Below are 17,979 nucleotides of genomic sequence, written 5' to 3'. Positions count from 1 at the left end.
CCCTCTCCCACAGGGAGAGGGAGAAAAGATCAGACCAGGCGCGGATACGCATCCGCAATCGCATCCCCGGTAAACTGCGCCACCCAACCCTCCGGGTTATCGAAAATACGAATGGCGGTAAAGTTCGGCTCTGAGCCCATATCAAACCAGTGCGGCGTGCCTGCGGGCACGGAGATCAGGTCGTTTTTCTCGCACAGCACCTGATACACCTCATCGCCGATGTGCAGGCAGAATAATCCCGCCCCTTCCACGAAAAAACGTACTTCGTCTTCGCCGTGGGTGTGTTCGTTCAGGAACTTCGCGCGCAGCGCGTCTTTCTGCGGATTGTCGGCGCGCAGGCTGATCACGTCCCAGCTCTGATAGCCCTTCTCTGCCACCAGTTTGTCGATCGCATGTTGATACGCCGCGATCACGGCTTCAGGCGCGGGATCGTGTCCTAAATCGCGATCCGCAGCCCAGCGTTCAAACCGCACGCCTTTTGCGTTGAGCTGTTGGGCAATCTCGGCGGCGTCGGTGCTGTGCCACTGGTGCTGACTGGCGTCTTTATCGGAATAAATGGTCAATGCGCTCATGAAGGGATCTGCTCCGGATTAATCTCGTCAAACTGGTGGATCTGATGGTGATGGCTTGCGCCGTCATCTTCACCGCGAATCAGTTGCAGGGTGCGAAAACCCGCCTGTTCAGCCGCGTCCAGCTCCTGATGAATATCCGACAGAAACAGGATCTGCGACGGGGCGATGCCCGTTTGCGCCGCAATATTTTGATAAGACTGCACCTCGCGCTTGGCGCCAATGTGGGTATCAAAATAGCCGCTGAATAAGTGAGTAATATCACCTTCGTCGCTGTAGCCAAATAACAGTTTCTGCGCGGCGACGGAGCCAGAGGAATAAACATAGAGATCAATCCCTTGTGCCTTCCACTTTTCCAGCGCGGGCAGTACGTCAGGATAGAGGTGTCCGGTAAAGTCACCGTTGACGTAACCGTCCTGCCAGATGATGCCTTGCAGGGCTTTGAGCGCCGTCGATTTGCGGTCTTCATCCATAAAGGTAAACAGCACGTTGATGAGATCGCTGACGCTGGCATGCGGAGCGCTGATTTCATCGCGCAGGTTGTCCAGAATCGATTTGACCGGCTCGGCGTACTGCTGCGCGGTCACGAAGGCCGCCAGCCGCTCACGCGCGTAGGGGAACAAAACATCATGGACAAAACGGATATCGCTGGTGGTCCCTTCAATATCCGTCACAATCGCGCGAATCATACTCTCTCCCATTGTCGTAAACGCATTTCGCATTCAAATAAGAATTCTAAACCTTCCAGATGACGGCGGGCTTCGGCCACGTCGCGTCCCCAGCAGGTTAAGCCATGGCCGCGCAGAAGAAAACCATAATTAAGCGGGCGTTCCTGCGCGTAATGGGCGATGCGCGAGGCGAGGGCGTCGATGTCCTGGTCGTTATCAAACACCGGGATGGCCACCGTATCCCGATGCGTGGTCTGCCCGGTAAGGGATTTTTGCATCTCGAAACCGGTGATCTTCAGCTCGGCCTCGTTCACCAGCCGCGACAGCACCGTGGCATTGACGGTGTGAACGTGCAGGACGGCGTTAGCTTCGGGGAACAGGCGATAGATGAGGGTATGCAGCCCGGTCTCTGCCGACGGTTTACGGCCAGACGGCGCACGGTTGGTGGCGATTTCAACCTGTAGAAAATCGGCGGTGGTCAGGCTACCTTTATCTTTTCCGGATTCGCTCAGCCAGCACAGGTGTTCATCCTGACGCACGGACATATTGCCGCCGGTAGCGGGCGCCCAGCCTTTAGCGCCAATCCAGCGGCAGGCCTCGACCAGGTGTGTGAGTTGCAGGTTGTCTGTCATTTCCTTTTACCCTCTCGGCCAGGAATATTTATATCGTTTAGACGTCTAAGCGTCTTGATTGCCAAAGACTAACATCGTGTTATAGTGTCAGCAACATAAGTATTACAGGCAGGCACACTACAATGAGCAATAACCCGTTGATCCCGCAGAGTAAACTTCCCAATCTCGGCACGACGATTTTTACGCAGATGAGCGCCCTGGCGCAGCAGCACAACGCCATTAACCTCTCACAAGGTTTCCCGGATTTTGATGGGCCGAAATATTTGCAGGAGCGTCTGGCGTACCACGTTGCGCAGGGAGCCAACCAGTATGCGCCGATGACCGGCGTGCAGACGTTGCGTGAAGCCATTGCGGATAAAACGGCGGAGTTATACGGCCATAAGCCTGACGCGAACAGCGATATTACGGTGACGGCAGGGGCGACCGAAGCGCTGTATGCGGCGATAACCGCCCTGGTGCGTACGGGTGATGAGGTGATTTGTTTTGACCCGAGCTACGATAGCTACGCCCCGGCGATTGAACTGGCCGGCGGCGTGGTGAAGCGCGTGGCGCTCCAGCCACCGCATTTTCGCCCTGACTGGCAGGCATTTGCTGCGCTGCTGAGTGACAAAACCCGTCTGGTGATCCTGAATACTCCGCATAATCCGTCGGCGACGGTGTGGCAAAAAGCCGATTTTGCTGCGCTGTGGCAGGCCATCGCCGAACGTGAAATATATGTTCTGAGCGACGAGGTGTATGAGCATATCTGCTTCGCCGAAGTGGGGCATGCCAGCGTGCTGGCGCATCCGCAACTTCGCGAGCGTGCAATCGCGGTATCGTCATTTGGGAAAACCTACCATATGACCGGCTGGAAGGTAGGGTACTGCGTGGCCCCGGCGGCCATTAGCGCTGAGCTGCGCAAAGTGCATCAGTACCTGACGTTTGCCGTGAACACACCGGCTCAGCTGGCGCTGGCGGATATGCTGCGTGCGGAACCCGGACATTACCGCGAGCTGCCGCACTTCTATCGTGAACGTCGGGATCTGTTTGTGGCGGCGCTGAGCAAAAGCCGCCTGGAAATTTTGCCGTCTGAAGGAACCTATTTCCTGCTGGCCGACTACAGCGCGATTTCCGATCTGGACGACGTGAGTTTCTGCCAGTTGTTGACGAAAGAGGTGGGAGTGGCGGCCATTCCGCTGTCGGTGTTCTGCGCCGATCCCTTCCCGCATAAGCTGATTCGTCTTTGCTTTGCGAAGCAGGAATCGACGCTGCTCGCTGCGGCAGAGCGTCTGGCGACGCTCTGACTATTTCACCGTCCAGGCTTCTGAAAAACGACGGTCTGCGAAGAGTTCGAGCAGACCGTTGATCTGCTTCAGACGCAGCACTTCATCGCTGTCCATACCCAACTCCTGGCCAATTTTCTGCTCACTCCAGCCCATAAGCACCAGTTCTCGCACGATTTCTGACATGGCGTTGATCTGGTGGCGTCCACGCGCGCGGTTGTGACGAATAGTTGCCGCCATGCGATCGAACTTTTCCTGGCGCGCTTTACGCAGGCAGGTAACAGGGAGGTAACCTTTAAGCTGGCGCTTCAGGATCGCCCGGTTACTGCCGATATCATGACGGTGAAAACCATCGACAATTTCGTAGTGCTGTGGCGCATTTTCCGTCACAACGATAGGTTGTGTGAATCCATCCAGCTCCAGTGACTTGCTGAGCAGCCGCTTTTCCGGCGGCGCGACGTTATTTGGGTTGTAATCGTTAGCGGTGATGTTTGTCTTTTTTATCCACAATACGCAATCGACGGGCTGATCGCGAAAAGGGCTGATTTCATGTAATGCCTGACGAAACGCATTAATAGCGGCTATTCGCTCTTCTTCTGAAAGTGCCTGAAGGTACGTTTCCATTTCGGTGATTATTCGTTGTTGCATAAAATCCCCCATTCCTTGCGTTTTGCTTTCACTCTGTCGCTGTAGCGCTGATAGTGTTTAGGCTTATTTGGGCTAAACGAAAGTGCCCGGCACCAATAGTCATTGTTGAGTAAAACCTTACAAATGCGTCGCCAGGAAGGGATATCTTTTGCACCAATGTCACCCTCCTGCGTGTCGGGAATATCGTTCATGCCTCGCTTTTGATACCAGTGGAGATAAACCGCGATTTTGTTGCGGTAATGTTCCGCCGTATTTTGCGGCATGCTGTCGAGTAACAGCATGGCGTATTCGCGCCAGCCGAGATGGTCTGGTTTCAGGATCTTCCGGTGGCCATAAAAATGGTTATCGTGCCCGGCATAAATACCTCCGCTTCGCACGCCGCAGGCGCGTTCACACATCGCCGCCCAGCGTTCGGGTTCAATGACATGATAGAGCCACAAGCCCTGACGCTGTTCCGGGCCAAACGGTTCGCAGATGCGCATATAACGCGGCGGCACCCCCGCCTTGTACATCAGGTCGTATAACGGGTTATAGCAACATTTTGATTTCGCGAACCACGTCCAGATGTCGGCGGTTTTCCAGTCGTACAAGGGGTAGATATACCAGGCGTGCCCACCCGGGGCGACGGTCGTCCAGGGTTTATCGTCAGAAAAGCGCTGCTTACGCGCCGACGCGATAGCCAGAAAGCGGTTGTAAGATTCATCGGCGCGGATCCCCACCATGACGGCGGCAGGACGTTTTTGTGCATACCATTCGGCAAACTCGCGCACGAAGGCTTCAAACGTCATTCCCTGCTGATAAAAATCGAAATAGTGGTAATCGGTAATGGCATCTTCCGGTGGCTGGCGAACCCAGTTTGTCCCGGGTTCCCAGCACTGCCATTCAGGTTGAAACTGTGACAGGGCGTTCTGGGTCGTGAGCGGAAGCGCTACCCACCAGAACTGATGGATAACATCCCGATACAGCGTTCTCATCGTGTCAACATGCTGAATGGTTGAGGAGAATTGCGCTTCCCAGTCCAGAAAGATGACATCTATTTTTCGCTTTAATTGCCGTGCTTTCTGGGCAACGAGATGCAGCATCACGGTAGAATCTTTTCCACCGGAAAAGGAAACGCAGACCCTGGAGAAATTGTTAAGCGTCCAGTCTATGCGTTCCGCAGAAGCGTCTAAAACATTTTCCTGTAAAGGGATTTTATAGATCGACATGATTAATCGCGTCCTGCGTATTAAATGTCTGGAAAAAAACAAAACGATATTATGGAATTATTTGTCCTTAATTTCACGGGGGCATTTTCTTCGGGTTGCCTTATTTGCATTCACCATGCAAATGTATTTTACGCAGACGGCGGAGAAACGCAGAGCTTATGCATTTTTTCAATGAATGTTGAAAAAACAGTGCTATTCAGTGATGAACGGCTGTAGAGCATATAGATCTTTAATTCAGGCAGCTCAAACGGTGGCTCAAGCCTTTTTAATTTCAACGGTTCTTTATATGTTTCATAGATCGACACGGGGATGAAGCCTAACAGATCAGATGAACAGACCATGGAGATGAGAGAGCTAAGGGAGTCCGTACGAAAAGCAATATTTCTTTCCGGAAACGCGTCATTTGCGCGACTCTGAAACTCTTTTACACCCGGATGAGCACTCTGGTAAAAAGTGAATTTCTCCTGGTATAGCACTTCCAGCGTGACTGCGTCAGCGAGCCTTGGGTGGTCTGCTCTACAGATTAAGGCTATCGGCACCGTGGTGAAGTGGGTGCAGACCACAGAGCGATTGTGGATAGGTGCGATAGAGAAGATGAGATCGGCCTTACGATAGGCCAACAAATCTTCCGCTGATTCGGAGGAAATGAGCATGTCTCTTTGCTCTATCTCATAATTCTCTTCAGATATTAAAAGCTTCAACGGTTCGAGCATCGAACCAGGAGACACCATTTGAGAGCAATAGATAACGAACTTTTTTTTGATGTCCGAGTGATGCATCATGTTGATCGTCTGCTCAAGCTGATTGAGATTTTTTTCCAGATGATGATGCAGGTTGGTACCTACCGTGGTTGGCGTAATTCCCTTTCCTGAACGGATAAACAGGGGGTCATTAAGCTGACCGCGCAGGCGTTGCAGCGACTGGCTGACGGCGGATGGCGTGATATAAAGCGTCTCGGCAGCCCTACTGATACTGAGGTGTTGGTAAATGCATTCGAAGATGACTAACAGATTGAGATCGAATTTTTTTAGGTCGTAGAGGTTTGCCATGTTTCGTCCTGAGTGAGTTGAGTTTGCTGTCGTTATCCCATCCTGGAGTACGACAGAGTGAAGTTACCCTTTACAATCCGTGTGAATAACTCGCTTAATTTAAAATTTAAGTGATCTTAATATATCACGGCTTTGGATTATTGAAACATAACTTCAAGACTAATTAAGATAATTTTATCTTTAAAGTTTGATTGAATTATTTGAATGAAAAGTGGTGTTTATATATAGCGTGAAACCCATAATGAAATTAAATTTATAATCTTTCAGAGAACTCTTCGATACTGCCTATCACAGCCATAGGCAGGACTATCCCTCTTATGCATTGCTCAATGCGCGCAGGGGTGCTGTAATCAAAGCGCTGTTACGGCCTTGATACAAGGTATGTAGAGCGCAACGCAACGCCAGCTTCGGCTGGCACTGAATGTACCTGCGGGGAATTCAGGTATCAGGGCCGCCCGTTGAGGCGGCCTTTTTACTTTCAGGCTTTCCTGTAAAAGGTTCACCTTGCTGTCTTGTTGCTGTTGTAAGGTTTGGCTGATTGATTTGATAAAGCATACGCATTAGCCCCGATGGATAAAGTTGGTTACCTTACATCTCAACGAAAACACGGAGGAAGTACAGATGTCTTTGATTAACACTAAAATTAAACCTTTCAAAAACCAGGCGTTCAAAAACGGTGAGTTCATCGAAGTAACCGAGAAAGATATCGAAGGCCGCTGGAGCGTGTTCTTCTTCTATCCGGCTGACTTCACCTTCGTTTGCCCGACCGAACTGGGCGACGTGGCAGACCACTACGAAGAACTGCAAAAGCTGGGCGTAGACGTTTACTCTGTTTCTACCGATACCCACTTCACCCACAAAGCGTGGCACAGCAGCTCTGAAACTATCGCGAAAATCAAATACGCGATGATCGGCGACCCGACTGGCGCCCTGACCCGTAACTTCGACAACATGCGTGAAGATGAAGGCCTGGCAGACCGCGCGACCTTCGTTGTTGACCCGCAGGGCATTATCCAGGCTATCGAAGTTACCGCTGAAGGTATCGGCCGTGATGCATCTGACCTGCTGCGCAAAGTGAAAGCGGCTCAGTACGTTGCTTCTCACCCAGGCGAAGTGTGCCCGGCGAAATGGAAAGAAGGCGAAGCGACGCTGGCGCCATCTCTGGACCTGGTCGGCAAGATCTAAATTTCCGTCGTTTTTCACGCCATAGCTGCGTTGGCGTCGCCTGCTCACCCCGGTCACTTACTTCAGTAAGCTCCCGGGGATTCTCAGGCTAGCCGCCTTGCTCTGACGCGAAATACTTTGGAAATTGTTTCAGTCATGGGCGCTCCCCGCGCCCATTTCATTCCAGCACCATGATGCAAGTTGCATTCAGGCAGCCCGTATAAGGCGGCTTGCATGATGACGTTTTAAGAGAGGGAAGAATAATGCTCGACACTAACATGAAAACCCAGCTCAAGGCCTACCTTGAGAAACTGACCAAACCTGTTGAGCTGATTGCCACGCTGGACGACAGCGCGAAATCGGCAGAAATCAAAGCACTGCTGACAGAGATTGCTGAGCTGTCGCCGAAAGTGACCTTCAAAGAAGACAACACGCTGGCAGTCCGTAAGCCTTCTTTCCTGATCGCCAACCCAGGGTCTGACCAGGGGCCGCGTTTCGCGGGCTCTCCGCTGGGGCACGAATTTACGTCCCTGGTGCTGGCGCTGCTGTGGACCGGTGGTCATCCGTCAAAAGAAGCGCAGGCGCTGCTGGAGCAGATCCGCGATATCGACGGTGATTTTGAGTTTGAAACCTATTACTCGCTCTCCTGCCACAACTGCCCGGACGTGGTGCAGGCGCTGAACCTGATGTCAGTCCTCAACCCACGCATTAAGCACACGGCGATTGACGGCGGTACGTTCCAGAACGAAATCACCGAGCGCAACGTGATGGGCGTTCCGGCGGTTTACCTGAATGGCCAGGAGTTCGGCCAGGGGCGCATGACGCTGACCGAAATCGTCGCCAAAGTGGATACCGGCGCAGAAAAACGCGCGGCGGAAGAGCTGAACCAACGCGATGCTTATGACGTGCTGATTGTTGGCTCAGGCCCGGCGGGCGCGGCGGCAGCGGTCTACTCCGCACGTAAAGGGATCCGTACCGGTCTGATGGGCGAGCGTTTCGGTGGTCAGGTTCTGGATACCGTAGACATTGAAAACTACATTTCCGTGCCGAAAACCGAAGGCCAGAAGCTGGCAGGTGCGTTGAAAGCGCACGTCAGCGACTACGACGTGGATGTCATTGACAGCCAGAGCGCCAGCAAACTGGTTCCGGCGGCGGTCGAGGGTGGTTTGCACCAGATTGAAACGGCGTCCGGCGCGGTGCTGAAGGCGCGCAGCGTGATCATTGCCACCGGCGCGAAATGGCGCAACATGAACGTCCCGGGCGAAGATCAGTATCGCACCAAAGGCGTGACCTATTGCCCCCACTGTGACGGCCCGCTGTTCAAAGGTAAACGCGTCGCGGTGATCGGCGGCGGTAACTCCGGCGTGGAAGCGGCTATCGATCTGGCGGGAATTGTGGAACACGTTACCCTGCTGGAGTTCGCTCCGGAGATGAAAGCGGACCAGGTGTTGCAGGATAAGGTGCGTAGCCTGAATAACGTCGACATTGTGCTCAATGCCCAGACGACAGAAGTGAAAGGCGACGGCAGCAAAGTGACTGGTCTGGAATACCGTGACCGCGTGAGCGGCGATATCCACAGCGTAGCGCTGGCAGGGATCTTTGTTCAGATTGGCCTGCTGCCAAACACCACCTGGCTGGAAGGCGCTATTGAGCGTAACCGCATGGGCGAGATCATCATCGATGCGAAATGCGAAACCAGCGTGAAGGGCGTATTTGCGGCGGGCGACTGCACCACCGTGCCGTACAAACAGATCATCATCGCTACCGGTGAAGGTGCGAAAGCGTCGCTGAGCTCGTTTGATTACCTGATCCGCACCAAAACTGCATAATAAAAGAAAGCAAGACGACACCTGCAATGCCAGAGGCCACCTAAAGGTGGCCTCTTTTTTTATCTGACGACCATCACCGGAATGTGGGTGTGGCGGATCACGCTGGAGGCGTTCGACCCCAGCAGGTGAGTGGTGATGGAAGGGTTACGTGAACCAATCACTACCACGTCGGCATTTAATTCCCCGGCAAGCTCATTAACGGCGTCGCGCACGCTACCGAACCGGACGTGGGTTTTGATGCGGGAAGGATCGATGCTGAAGTGCCCGACCATGGTTTGCAGGCGCGTCTCGGCTTCGTGCTGTAAATGCTCTTCAAAACGACGCACATCAGCAGCGAAACGATGCAGGCTCAGGCTGGCAGAGCCCGGCAAAACATGCAGAAGATGAATAATTCCGTCCTGCTGCGCGAGAAATTCCGCGTGACGTATAGCCTTATCACTCAGTTCCATTTCAAAAACATCAACCGGCATAATGATTGTTTGATACATAACCGTTTCTCCTTGTTAATAAACGCTGAAATCATTCAACCACAAAATATAAATGGTTTCTGTAATCCCGACAGCACTTTTTTATCTCGCCAGGATAAATCTCAAAACAGCCGGATTCCGGGGCAGATCCCGAGAGGTAGCTACCCTTTTATAAGCTTACCCACACCCTTTCGGAGGTTGCATGAAAGCTCTCACCTATCACGGTCCACATCATGTTCGGGTCGATAATGTCCCCGATCCGGGCATCGAACAGCCTGACGATATCATCCTGCGCGTAACGGCCACGGCGATCTGTGGTTCTGATTTGCATCTTTATCGCGGAAAAATTCCCAAGGTCCAGCATGGCGATATCTTTGGTCATGAATTTATGGGCGAGGTGGTGGAGTGCGGGAGCGAAGTGAAGAACGTGCAGAAAGGTGACCGGGTGGTGATCCCGTTTGTAATTGCCTGCGGTGACTGCTTCTTTTGCCAGATGCAACAGTACGCGGCCTGCGAAAACACGAATCGCGGGCAGGGCGCGGCGCTGAACAAAAAGCAAATTCCCGCCCCTGCCGCGCTGTTTGGCTACAGCCATCTTTACGGCGGCGTGCCGGGCGGACAGGCGGAGTATGTGCGCGTCCCGAAAGGCAACGTGGGGCCGTTTAAAGTGCCTCAACTGCTGTCTGACGACAAAGCGCTTTTCCTGTCAGATATTCTGCCTACCGCCTGGCAGGCGGCGAAAAATGCGCAGATTCAGAGAGGCTCCAGCGTCGCCGTATTCGGGGCCGGGCCGGTGGGGCTACTGACCATTGCCTGCGCGCGGCTTCTCGGCGCAGAGCAGATTTTTGTGGTTGATCATCATCCCTATCGACTGCGGTTTGCCCAGGAGCGCTACGGCGCGATCCCGATTAACTTTGATGACGATAACGACGCGGCGGAGAAAATCATTGAGCAAACGGCCGGACAGCGCGGAGTGGATGCGGTGATTGATGCCGTCGGGTTTGAGGCCAAAGGCAGCACCACGGAAACGATCCTCAGTAACCTGAAAATTGAAGGCAGCAGCGGCAAAGCCCTGCGCCAGTGCATTGCTGCGGTGCGGCGCGGAGGCGTGGTCAGCGTGCCGGGCGTGTATGCCGGTTTTATACACGGCTTCCTGTTTGGCGATGCCTTCGATAAAGGGCTGAGCTTTAAGATGGGGCAGACCCACGTCCATGCCTGGCTGGGAGAGCTGCTGCCGCTTATCGAAAAAGGGCTGCTTACACCGGAAGATATTGTCACCCACTATCTTCCGCTGGCTGATGCGGAGCGCGCCTATAAAATCTTCGAAAAACGGGAGGAGGAGTGCCGCAAGGTGATCCTGGTGCCTGGTGCAGACACCCCGGAGGCAGCGCAGCAGAAAGTGAAGGGACTGGTGAATGCCTTCCCCGGCGGCGTTGTGTGAGGTTCCTCACTCACCAGTGGCGCTCAAGGTATAGCACGGCCACGACGAGGATCGCCAGGATGATGAGAAAAACCAGTGTGATAACAAGTATCTCACCCATGACCGTCCCCACGGCACCACAACAGAGTAAGCGTGGATTAAGCGGTTTTTGTCCGATATAACACAATCGGGTGAATTTGCGGAAAGAGGATGCGGGTGCATCCTCTGTGCAAAGCGGGGTCGCTTGTTCAGAAGGGATTAACGCAGGTAATCGCCAGCGGCTTCGGGCTGGTAGAACAGCTCAAGCACTTCCAGGTGAGCTGAGGCACCGCCCGGGAGTTCCCAGTGGATAGTATCGCCTGTGCGCAGTCCAAGCAGCGCCGCGCCCACGGGTGCCAGCACCGACAGTTGCGTGCTGCTGTCGGTCATCTGCGCCGGATAGACCAGCGTACGGGTGAGCTCCTCGCCGGTGGTCAGGTTGCGGAACTTCACCTGGCTGTTCATGGTGACCACATCATACGGCATGGTCTCAGGCGTACACATCTGCGCCCGGTCTAGCTCTTCGTTCAGCGCATCGGCTACCGGCAGCGAGGCGAATTCTGGTTTCTCCAACAGTCGGTCAATACGTTCTGCGTCGAGTTCATTGATGATAATCGTAGGTCTGGACATTTTTACTCCATGTCGTTAATGCTGCGTGTAACGCAGAAACCAATCCAAAAGAAAACCCTCGCCGTCTGGCAGCGAGGGTTTAACTTAGCTGATAATACTGTCTGAAACCGTAAGTTTGAAGTGATGAAGGTCACAATCATGCGCCATATGAATTTTTGGCAATAAACCCGGCGTCCCGATTCACGCTGAACGGAAATTTCGTTACGCTGGAAAGACTGAACCCGGGCAATGCGCGTTGCAGCCCCAGCGTAGAGAGAGCGATATGTACTTTTACCAACCTTCTCAGGGGCACGGCCTGCCGCACGACCCGCTGAACGCCATTATCGGTCCACGTCCGATTGGCTGGATCTCATCCTGTGATAAGGCCGGTCAACTGAACCTTGCCCCGTACAGCTTCTTTAACTGTTTTAACTATCGCCCACCGATCATTGGTTTTTCCAGCAATGGCTGGAAGGATAGCGTGCGGAATATTACCGAAACGGGGGAGTTTGTCTGGAACCTCGCAACGCGCGATCTGGCCGAGGCGATGAATGAAACCTCCGCCACGCTCCCTCATGGCGAGGATGAATTTACCTTTGCCGGCCTGACGCCCGTAGCCAGCCAGCTTGTGAGCTCGCCGCGCGTGGCGGAAAGCCCGGTGAATTTCGAGTGTCGATTGTCACAGTGCATTCAGCTTACCGGCGCGGATGGGACACCGATTGATACCTGGCTGGTGCTCGGCGAAGTCGTAGGCGTCCATATCGCCGAGAGTTTGCTGGAAGAGGGGATTTACCAGACCGCGAAAGCGCAGCCCATTCTGCGTGCGGGTGGACCGACGGCCTACTATGCCATCAGTGATAGCCATCGCTTCGACCTGGTACGCCCGGATGCGCGCAGGGGGTAATATGCGCGCAACCCTGTTGCCCGCCGATCAGCAGTTTTTTGCCGATCTGTTGAGCGGCCTGGTGCTCAACCCACAGCAGTTGGGGCGAGTCTGGTTTGCTCATCGTGGCGCGTCTGACGCTGTCGGAAGCGTGAGCCGCGACTGGCCACGGCTTGACGTCGTTCTTCGCGGGGAATATGGCAACAGACTGGTTGCCGGGCAGCAGCCCCTCCACCAGGGGGAAATGCTGTTTCTTCCCGCCCAGGCCGCCAGCGTCCCGGTGTTTGAACGACCGGTCATGCTGCTGAGCATTCTTTTCGCGCCGTCGTGGCTGGGGCTGGTGTTTCATGATACCCGGCACGGGCGATCCGTGCCTGCGCAGCGACACGTGGAGCTTCCTCACCCTGAACGAGGTGAATGTGCCGCGATGCTGATGGCCCTGACGCACCTGAGCGCTTACCCGCAGGACCAGGCTATTATTCAACCACTGGTGCTGAGCCTGCTGCACTGGTGCCGTAAAGTGGTGTCGTCGCTGCCTGAACCGGGAGTGTCGCGCGGGGATTTCCTCTATCAGAGCATTTGTAACTGGGTGCAGGAAAACTATGCTGAACCCCTGTCGCGGGACAGCGTCGCTTCGCTGTTTAATATTTCGGCTAACCATCTGTCACGCCTGTTCTCTCAACAGGGGACGATGAGTTTTGTGGATTACGTTCGTTGGGTGCGTATGGCGAAGGCGAGAACCATCCTGCAAAAATACCACCTGCCGGTGGGGGAAGTGGCGAAGCGCTGTGGCTATGCCGATAGCGACTATTTTAGCCGTCTTTTCCGGCGCCAGTTTGGCCTGACGCCGGGGGAGTATCGCGCACGCTTTCAGTGACAGTCAGAACGTGATTTCAGCGTTCAACAGATCCAGGATACTTTGCGGCGTCGTTGCTGCAAACAGCGACTCGCGAAATGTTTTATTGACCAGCTTCCGCGCCAGCTGGGAAAAGACCTTCACGTGATTAATCCCTTCCTGAGCGCCGAGCGTCAGCATGATCACCAGCTCGACGTCGCCCAAATCCGACTCCCAGTCAATCGCCTTGTCCAGACGGGCAATGCTGATGCTGGAATGGCGTATCCATTGCGATTTGGTGTGAGGGATCGCCACGCCAAACCCGACGGCGGTAGTGACAATCTCTTCGCGCTGCCAGAGATCTTCTTCAAGCTCGAGCGGGTTTTCGGTCCTGCCATGAATCGCAAGATTTCCGCATAAGAACTGAAGCACCTGCTCTTTTGAGGTCAGCGGCTCATTGACCACGATAGTCTCCAGCGCCAGCAATGGACGCGGCGGCGCTTCCGGTGTGAAATCCGCCAGCAGGGCTTCAATCTCCTCTGCGCTGCGGCTGTCGCAGGCCTTATCTGCCAGCGCCCGGCAGGTCGCCATGTCCAGCTGACGCAACTGGGTTTTTACCGCAGGGATGCGCGGCCCGCTCATGCTGAACTCATCTAAGCCCAGCCCAAGCAGAAGAGGGAGGTAGCGCTGCTCTCCGCCAAGTTCCCCGCAAATGCCGACCCATTTCCCGTGACGATGCGCTGCGGTGACGATCTGGCGAACCATGCGTAAAAAAGACGGTGTGATGGGGTTATACAGCCCCGAAACGCGCGGGTTGTTGCGATCGACAGCGTAGAGATACTGAGTCATATCGTTCGAGCCGATACTGAAGAAATCCACCTCTTCGCAGAAGTGATCGATGATAAAGCAGACTGAAGGCACTTCAACCATGATCCCCAGCGGCAGGCGCGCGGTGTGACGTAACCCCTGTGAGGCCAGGGCGTCACGAACGTTTTGCAGCTCCTGTTTGATCCATAAAATCTGATCGAGGCTGTGCACCATCGGGATCATCAACAGCGCATTGCCGCTTGCGCCTGCGCGTAAGATCGCGCGCAGTTGGGTGCGGAAGAGATCGGCAAATTCGGGATAAATGCGAACGGCGCGATAGCCGAGGAACGGGTTTTCTTCCTGGGGAATGTTCAGGTAAGGGATCTGCTTATCGCCGCCGATGTCCATTGTGCGAAAGATGACCGGCTTGCCCTGCGCGGAGAGCAACACCTGCTGATAGGCTTCGAATTGCTCCTGCTCGTCCGGCGCGGTGTCTCTGTCCATATACAGCATTTCAGTGCGAAACAGCCCGATACCCTGCGCGCCGCAGGTAAACGCCCCGGGCGCTTCCAGCGCGCTGCCGATGTTGGCGGCAATCTCTACCGGTACGTTGTCGCGGGTGAGCGCTGGAAGACCCGCATCTTTGATCTGCTGCTGGTGGCGTCGGTCGGCAAGGCGCTGCGCCACGCTGTAGTAATCATTCACCGCGTCGTTGGGTTCAACGACCAGCACGCTACAGATGCCGTCCAGAATGACCTCTTTTCCCATCAACGGCGCCAGTGAGGCGACCGTTAAACCACTCAGCACAGGCACGGAGGCCGCGCGTGCCAGGATCAGCGTATGCGACGTCCGGCCTGTTTTTTCAAGCACCATGCCTTTCAGGTACTGCGTGTCGAGGCTGAGAAACTGGCTGGGCGTCAGATCTTCCGCCACCAGAATAGTGGGGGCGCTGAGGGTGAATGCAGAGGTTTGCTGCAACTCCGGCCAGGTAATGTTAAGAAGCTGCTCGCTGATGTCGCGAATATCGCTGACGCGTTCACGCAGGTAGTCGCTGGCGGAGAGTGACAGCTTGTCGCAGATCAGCTCCATATTACGAATGATCGCCTCCGCAAGGCTTAGCCGCTCCTCGGCGATCAGTCGGCGTATGGTGCCGCCAAACTCCTCATCCTGGATCAGCGAAAGATGCGCGCTGAGAATGGTTTTACTCTCGCCGTCCAGCCCGCGCAAGCGGTGGTTGAGCTGTTCGGCCAGCGTCGCCAGGCTGTGTTCCAGGCGGGTAATATCTTCCGGCGAGGCGGGGATCTGACAATAACGTTTGAGGTTATCGCTCTGCCAGCCTCGCAGAGTGCCAGCCCCGATGCCACTGGCGAGCGTAATGCCGTGCTGAAGATGGGGAGCAAGCCTTACAAGCGAGCGGGGCAGGGGATGCGCAACGTGCGGCGCGTCGCCGGAGGGAATACTGTCGCTGTCGATAAACGCGCCGGTGAGATACGCCTCCAGCACGCGTCGGGCCTGCTCCTCGTCGCTGCCGTTAATTTCCAGCACGCAGCTGTCATTAAACAGCGTACCGGTACTGATCAGCGCCAGCGAGCTTTTGGCATCCGCGTGAGTGTGAAGCCGTCTGTTGATAAAACGGATGTCGCTGCGCCATGCGCTGCACTGCTCTTTTAACGCCCAGGCCGGACGCGCATGCAGGCCGTTGGGCAGTGGGCAGAAAAATTCAATTGAAAGCATACTTCCTCCTGGCCGCGTGAGATCAGCATCTGAAGTCCGTCAGATGATCCACGGTCTCACGGTTCATGCCTGCCACAAGCGCGACAAGCAGTTGTTGGGTGTGATGAATGTCTTTTTCGTCGGCAATGGATGCCGCGCAGTGCCCGTGTCGGGTAGGGGGACCAAGCACAAGAGTCGGCACGCCAGTGCCGGAGAGATGGATCGCCCCACCGTCCGTACCGCCGTTGCTGAACATGTCTTTTTGCAGCGGGATCCCCTGCGAGCGCGCGATTGTCTCAGCCAGCGCAATCAGTTTGGCTGGGGCGATGAGCGTTTTGTCGTACAGCACCAGCATCGGGCCCGCACCGATCTGGCGATGGTTGGCGCTGCCATAATCGAAATTTTTTGACCAGCAGGCGGTATCCAGCACCAGCGCGATATCAGGATGAATGGCGCGCGTGGCGGTCTGGCCGCCGCGCAGGCCGACCTCTTCACTTGAGCTGGCCACCAGCCAAAGCTCGCAGTCGAGCGGCGTCTGGTGCAGCTCGCGCAGCAGCGCAATCAGCAGGTAACAGCCGAGACGATCGTCGAAGGCTTTACCCATCACCCGATTGTGGGGAAGGGTCTGAAAGGGTGTATCGAACGTCACGCGGTCGCCTGCGTCGATACCGGCGGCGAACACCTCCTCCGCCGACGTCGCGCCAATGTCGACACGCAAATTGTCAACGTTTTCTCCTTTCAGATCCCCATCCAGCAGTCCCGGTATTTTTTCCCCGTTACGCGTGGTGATGCGCACCGGCTGAAGGGTACGGGCCATCATGCGCACGTTGCCGATGGGCAGGACATCAATGGCCCCTTCGCGCGAGACGCTACGCACCATAAAACCGACTTCATCCATATGGGCGCAGACCATCACCTTCGGGCCCCGGCTCTGGTTGACGCGGATAAGCACGGAACCCAGCCCATCAAACTGAACCTCTTTATGGTACTTTTGCGCCTCACTGAGCAGGATGTCGCGCACCTCTTGCTCTGAGGCCGCAATGGCGTCTGCTTCGCTCAGGGCGCGCAGTAAATCTCTGTCCACTCTTATTCTCCCGTCAGCAATAGCCGTTTGTCGAAGGTATAAAGCACCTCGGCGCCCGTTTCCGTCACCAGCACCACATCTTCAATTCGTACCCCGCCCAGGTGTTCAAGGTAGATCCCCGGCTCAACGGTCAGCACCATGCCGGGCTGCAACGGGGTGCGGTCGGTAGGGGAAAAACGTGGATTTTCATGAACATCAATACCAATGGCATGGCCGGTGTTATGCCCGAACTGCGGACCGTAACCTGCACGTTCAATCACGGAACGTACGGCGCTATCGATCTGATGACAGGAAACGCCGGGGCGGATGGCATCAATAGCTGCCTGTTGTGCCGCCAGAACGATCTGGTACACCGCATAGAGAGGGTGTTCCTCCGGCGGCGTGTTTTGCCCGGCGACAAGAAAGGTCCTTGTCATATCCGAGCAATACCCCTGGTGTTGGGCGCCGAAATCAAGGGTGATCATCTCGCCAGGCATAATCACTTTGTCAGAGGCTTTGCCGTGGGGCAGCGCACCGCGCGGCCCGCTGGCGACAATGGTGTCGAAAGAGGGCTTGTCCGCGCCCTCCTGCTTCATAAACCACTCCAGCTCGGCAGCGACTTCACGTTCGCGCATACCGGGCTGAATGAAACGCCGGATGTGCTGTGCGGCGCGGTCGGCAATGCCGCATGCTGCACGGATACGGTCGATTTCGTCAGCGGTTTTTATCTGCCGCAGCGCGTCAAGCGAGGTGCTGCAAAGGGCGGTATTCAGCGTATCGCGCCACAGCACGCCTGTTTGCCAGCTCACGTATTCACCCTCAAAGCCAAGACGGGTGAGAGCTTCCTTCGCAATAATCTGGTTCACCGCCTGCGCAAACGGGTTCTCCGTGTTAAGCAGATGCATCTCATAGCCCGCCGCTCGTGAAGCGATATCGCTGTAGTAACGGAAATCCACCAGGATATGTGCCGCGGTTTGTGTCACCAGCACATATCCCGAACCGGTTGAAATGCCCAGGTGCGGCTGTTTATTCTGGCGCGAAGAGATGAGCACGCCGTCCAGTTTTTCCGCAGCCAGCCAGGCACGAAGCCTTCTCAGTAATTCCATGGTTCACC

General features: G+C 55.2%; 18 protein-coding genes. 6 read left to right on the top strand and 12 right to left on the bottom strand.

The window, feature by feature from the left end; all coding sequences use genetic code 11:
• Positions 1–29: 29 nt before the first annotated feature.
• Genes CU081_RS21790 through CU081_RS21780 form a run of 3 tightly spaced genes read right to left on the bottom strand, consistent with a single transcriptional unit; the run spans position 30 to position 1,869 of the window.
• Entirely contained in the window at positions 30–572 is a 543-nt protein-coding gene (locus CU081_RS21790; protein ID WP_022650582.1) for a 1,2-dihydroxy-3-keto-5-methylthiopentene dioxygenase, read from the bottom strand.
• On the bottom strand, positions 569–1,258 hold the full coding sequence (mtnC, locus tag CU081_RS21785) for an acireductone synthase (protein WP_006809660.1): 690 nt from the start codon (positions 1,256–1,258) through the stop codon (positions 569–571). Before mtnC ends, CU081_RS21790 begins: the two co-directional genes overlap by 4 nt.
• Positions 1,255–1,869: a methylthioribulose 1-phosphate dehydratase gene (locus tag CU081_RS21780; RefSeq protein WP_022650583.1), complete on the bottom strand. Its 615-nt coding sequence runs from the start codon at positions 1,867–1,869 to the stop codon at positions 1,255–1,257. The genes mtnC and CU081_RS21780 overlap by 4 nt, the downstream gene beginning before the upstream one ends.
• Positions 1,870–1,991: 122 nt before the next feature.
• On the opposite strand from CU081_RS21780, the gene CU081_RS21775 reads away from it, so the two are divergent.
• Positions 1,992–3,152: a pyridoxal phosphate-dependent aminotransferase gene (locus CU081_RS21775; RefSeq protein WP_003858773.1), complete on the top strand. Its 1,161-nt coding sequence runs from the start codon at positions 1,992–1,994 to the stop codon at positions 3,150–3,152.
• Here the strand turns inward: CU081_RS21775 and CU081_RS21770 are convergent, their stop codons facing one another.
• The 3 genes from CU081_RS21770 to citR all read right to left on the bottom strand — a co-directional run bounded on the left by CU081_RS21770 (position 3,153) and on the right by citR (position 6,036).
• The gene (locus CU081_RS21770; RefSeq protein WP_022650584.1) at positions 3,153–3,779 is read right to left on the bottom strand and encodes an IbrB-like domain-containing protein; all 627 of its coding nucleotides are present in this window, start codon (positions 3,777–3,779) and stop codon (positions 3,153–3,155) included.
• A complete protein-coding gene (locus CU081_RS21765) occupies positions 3,764–4,987 on the bottom strand; it encodes a phosphoadenosine phosphosulfate reductase (RefSeq protein WP_023315608.1) in 1,224 nt (407 codons plus the stop codon). The genes CU081_RS21770 and CU081_RS21765 overlap by 16 nt, the downstream gene beginning before the upstream one ends.
• A 128-nt stretch (positions 4,988–5,115) precedes the next feature.
• Positions 5,116–6,036, bottom strand: coding sequence for a DNA-binding transcriptional repressor CitR (gene citR / locus CU081_RS21760; protein ID WP_022650586.1), 921 nt, complete (start codon positions 6,034–6,036; stop codon positions 5,116–5,118).
• 621 nt (positions 6,037–6,657) lie between these two features.
• On the opposite strand from citR, the gene ahpC reads away from it, so the two are divergent.
• Both ahpC and ahpF read left to right on the top strand, forming a co-directional pair.
• Positions 6,658–7,221, top strand: a complete 564-nt coding sequence (ahpC, locus tag CU081_RS21755; RefSeq protein WP_003858764.1) for an alkyl hydroperoxide reductase subunit C — start codon at positions 6,658–6,660, stop codon at positions 7,219–7,221.
• Between the two features lie 242 nt (positions 7,222–7,463).
• On the top strand, positions 7,464–9,029 hold the full coding sequence (gene ahpF, locus CU081_RS21750) for an alkyl hydroperoxide reductase subunit F (protein ID WP_022650587.1): 1,566 nt from the start codon (positions 7,464–7,466) through the stop codon (positions 9,027–9,029).
• Between the two features lie 59 nt (positions 9,030–9,088).
• Here ahpF and uspG read toward each other — a convergent pair whose 3' ends face one another.
• Positions 9,089–9,517 (bottom strand): universal stress protein UspG, encoded by a 429-nt coding sequence (uspG, locus tag CU081_RS21745; RefSeq protein WP_022650588.1) that lies wholly within the window; start codon positions 9,515–9,517, stop codon positions 9,089–9,091.
• 181 nt (positions 9,518–9,698) lie between these two features.
• Here uspG and CU081_RS21740 point away from each other — a divergent pair, with 181 nt between their 5' ends.
• Positions 9,699–10,937: a zinc-dependent alcohol dehydrogenase gene (locus tag CU081_RS21740; protein WP_022650589.1), complete on the top strand. Its 1,239-nt coding sequence runs from the start codon at positions 9,699–9,701 to the stop codon at positions 10,935–10,937.
• A 10-nt stretch (positions 10,938–10,947) separates the two neighbouring features.
• Here CU081_RS21740 and yldA read toward each other — a convergent pair whose 3' ends face one another.
• Entirely contained in the window at positions 10,948–11,037 is a 90-nt protein-coding gene (yldA, locus tag CU081_RS26780; RefSeq protein ID WP_015571155.1) for a small membrane protein YldA, read from the bottom strand.
• Between the two features lie 137 nt (positions 11,038–11,174).
• Positions 11,175–11,585, bottom strand: coding sequence for a nucleoside diphosphate kinase regulator (gene rnk, locus CU081_RS21735; RefSeq protein ID WP_003858757.1), 411 nt, complete (start codon positions 11,583–11,585; stop codon positions 11,175–11,177).
• A gap of 262 nt (positions 11,586–11,847) precedes the next feature.
• Here rnk and CU081_RS21730 point away from each other — a divergent pair, with 262 nt between their 5' ends.
• Together CU081_RS21730 and CU081_RS21725 are read left to right on the top strand one after the other, a co-directional pair.
• Positions 11,848–12,468 (top strand): flavin reductase family protein, encoded by a 621-nt coding sequence (locus CU081_RS21730; protein ID WP_003858756.1) that lies wholly within the window; start codon positions 11,848–11,850, stop codon positions 12,466–12,468.
• 1 nt (position 12,469) lies between these two features.
• Entirely contained in the window at positions 12,470–13,324 is an 855-nt protein-coding gene (locus tag CU081_RS21725; protein ID WP_022650590.1) for a helix-turn-helix domain-containing protein, read from the top strand.
• Positions 13,325–13,327: 3 nt separating this feature from the next.
• Here the strand turns inward: CU081_RS21725 and ptsP are convergent, their stop codons facing one another.
• From ptsP to ypdF, 3 genes are read right to left on the bottom strand one after another with little or no spacing between them, the layout of a single operon-like run.
• Positions 13,328–15,823, bottom strand: coding sequence for a phosphoenolpyruvate--protein phosphotransferase (gene ptsP / locus CU081_RS21720; RefSeq protein WP_022650591.1), 2,496 nt, complete (start codon positions 15,821–15,823; stop codon positions 13,328–13,330).
• A gap of 22 nt (positions 15,824–15,845) precedes the next feature.
• A complete protein-coding gene (gene ypdE / locus CU081_RS21715) occupies positions 15,846–16,886 on the bottom strand; it encodes an aminopeptidase (protein ID WP_022650592.1) in 1,041 nt (346 codons plus the stop codon).
• 2 nt (positions 16,887–16,888) lie between these two features.
• Positions 16,889–17,971 (bottom strand): aminopeptidase, encoded by a 1,083-nt coding sequence (gene ypdF, locus CU081_RS21710; protein WP_022650593.1) that lies wholly within the window; start codon positions 17,969–17,971, stop codon positions 16,889–16,891.
• Positions 17,972–17,979 lie beyond the last annotated feature (8 nt).

Source organism: Enterobacter sp. CRENT-193, from assembly GCF_002787395.1.
Taxonomy (GTDB): Bacteria; Pseudomonadota; Gammaproteobacteria; order Enterobacterales; family Enterobacteriaceae; genus Enterobacter; species Enterobacter hormaechei_C.
The sequence above is the reverse complement of the archived record's forward strand: the minus strand, read 5'-3'. Positions and strand labels throughout refer to the sequence as shown.

Excerpts from the sequence above, each read along its gene's own strand:
- CU081_RS21790 (WP_022650582.1), bottom strand. The coding sequence starts at position 572 with ATGAGCGCATTGACCATTTATTCCGATAAAGACGCCAGTCAGCACCAG.
- mtnC (WP_006809660.1), bottom strand. The coding sequence starts at position 1,258 with ATGATTCGCGCGATTGTGACGGATATTGAAGGGACCACCAGCGATATC.
- CU081_RS21780 (WP_022650583.1), bottom strand. The coding sequence starts at position 1,869 with ATGACAGACAACCTGCAACTCACACACCTGGTCGAGGCCTGCCGCTGG.
- CU081_RS21775 (WP_003858773.1), top strand. The coding sequence starts at position 1,992 with ATGAGCAATAACCCGTTGATCCCGCAGAGTAAACTTCCCAATCTCGGC.
- CU081_RS21770 (WP_022650584.1), bottom strand. The coding sequence starts at position 3,779 with ATGCAACAACGAATAATCACCGAAATGGAAACGTACCTTCAGGCACTT.
- CU081_RS21765 (WP_023315608.1), bottom strand. The coding sequence starts at position 4,987 with ATGTCGATCTATAAAATCCCTTTACAGGAAAATGTTTTAGACGCTTCT.
- citR (WP_022650586.1), bottom strand. The coding sequence starts at position 6,036 with ATGGCAAACCTCTACGACCTAAAAAAATTCGATCTCAATCTGTTAGTC.
- ahpC (WP_003858764.1), top strand. The coding sequence starts at position 6,658 with ATGTCTTTGATTAACACTAAAATTAAACCTTTCAAAAACCAGGCGTTC.
- ahpF (WP_022650587.1), top strand. The coding sequence starts at position 7,464 with ATGCTCGACACTAACATGAAAACCCAGCTCAAGGCCTACCTTGAGAAA.
- uspG (WP_022650588.1), bottom strand. The coding sequence starts at position 9,517 with ATGTATCAAACAATCATTATGCCGGTTGATGTTTTTGAAATGGAACTG.
- CU081_RS21740 (WP_022650589.1), top strand. The coding sequence starts at position 9,699 with ATGAAAGCTCTCACCTATCACGGTCCACATCATGTTCGGGTCGATAAT.
- yldA (WP_015571155.1), bottom strand. The coding sequence starts at position 11,037 with ATGGGTGAGATACTTGTTATCACACTGGTTTTTCTCATCATCCTGGCG.
- rnk (WP_003858757.1), bottom strand. The coding sequence starts at position 11,585 with ATGTCCAGACCTACGATTATCATCAATGAACTCGACGCAGAACGTATT.
- CU081_RS21730 (WP_003858756.1), top strand. The coding sequence starts at position 11,848 with ATGTACTTTTACCAACCTTCTCAGGGGCACGGCCTGCCGCACGACCCG.
- CU081_RS21725 (WP_022650590.1), top strand. The coding sequence starts at position 12,470 with ATGCGCGCAACCCTGTTGCCCGCCGATCAGCAGTTTTTTGCCGATCTG.
- ptsP (WP_022650591.1), bottom strand. The coding sequence starts at position 15,823 with ATGCTTTCAATTGAATTTTTCTGCCCACTGCCCAACGGCCTGCATGCG.
- ypdF (WP_022650593.1), bottom strand. The coding sequence starts at position 17,971 with ATGGAATTACTGAGAAGGCTTCGTGCCTGGCTGGCTGCGGAAAAACTG.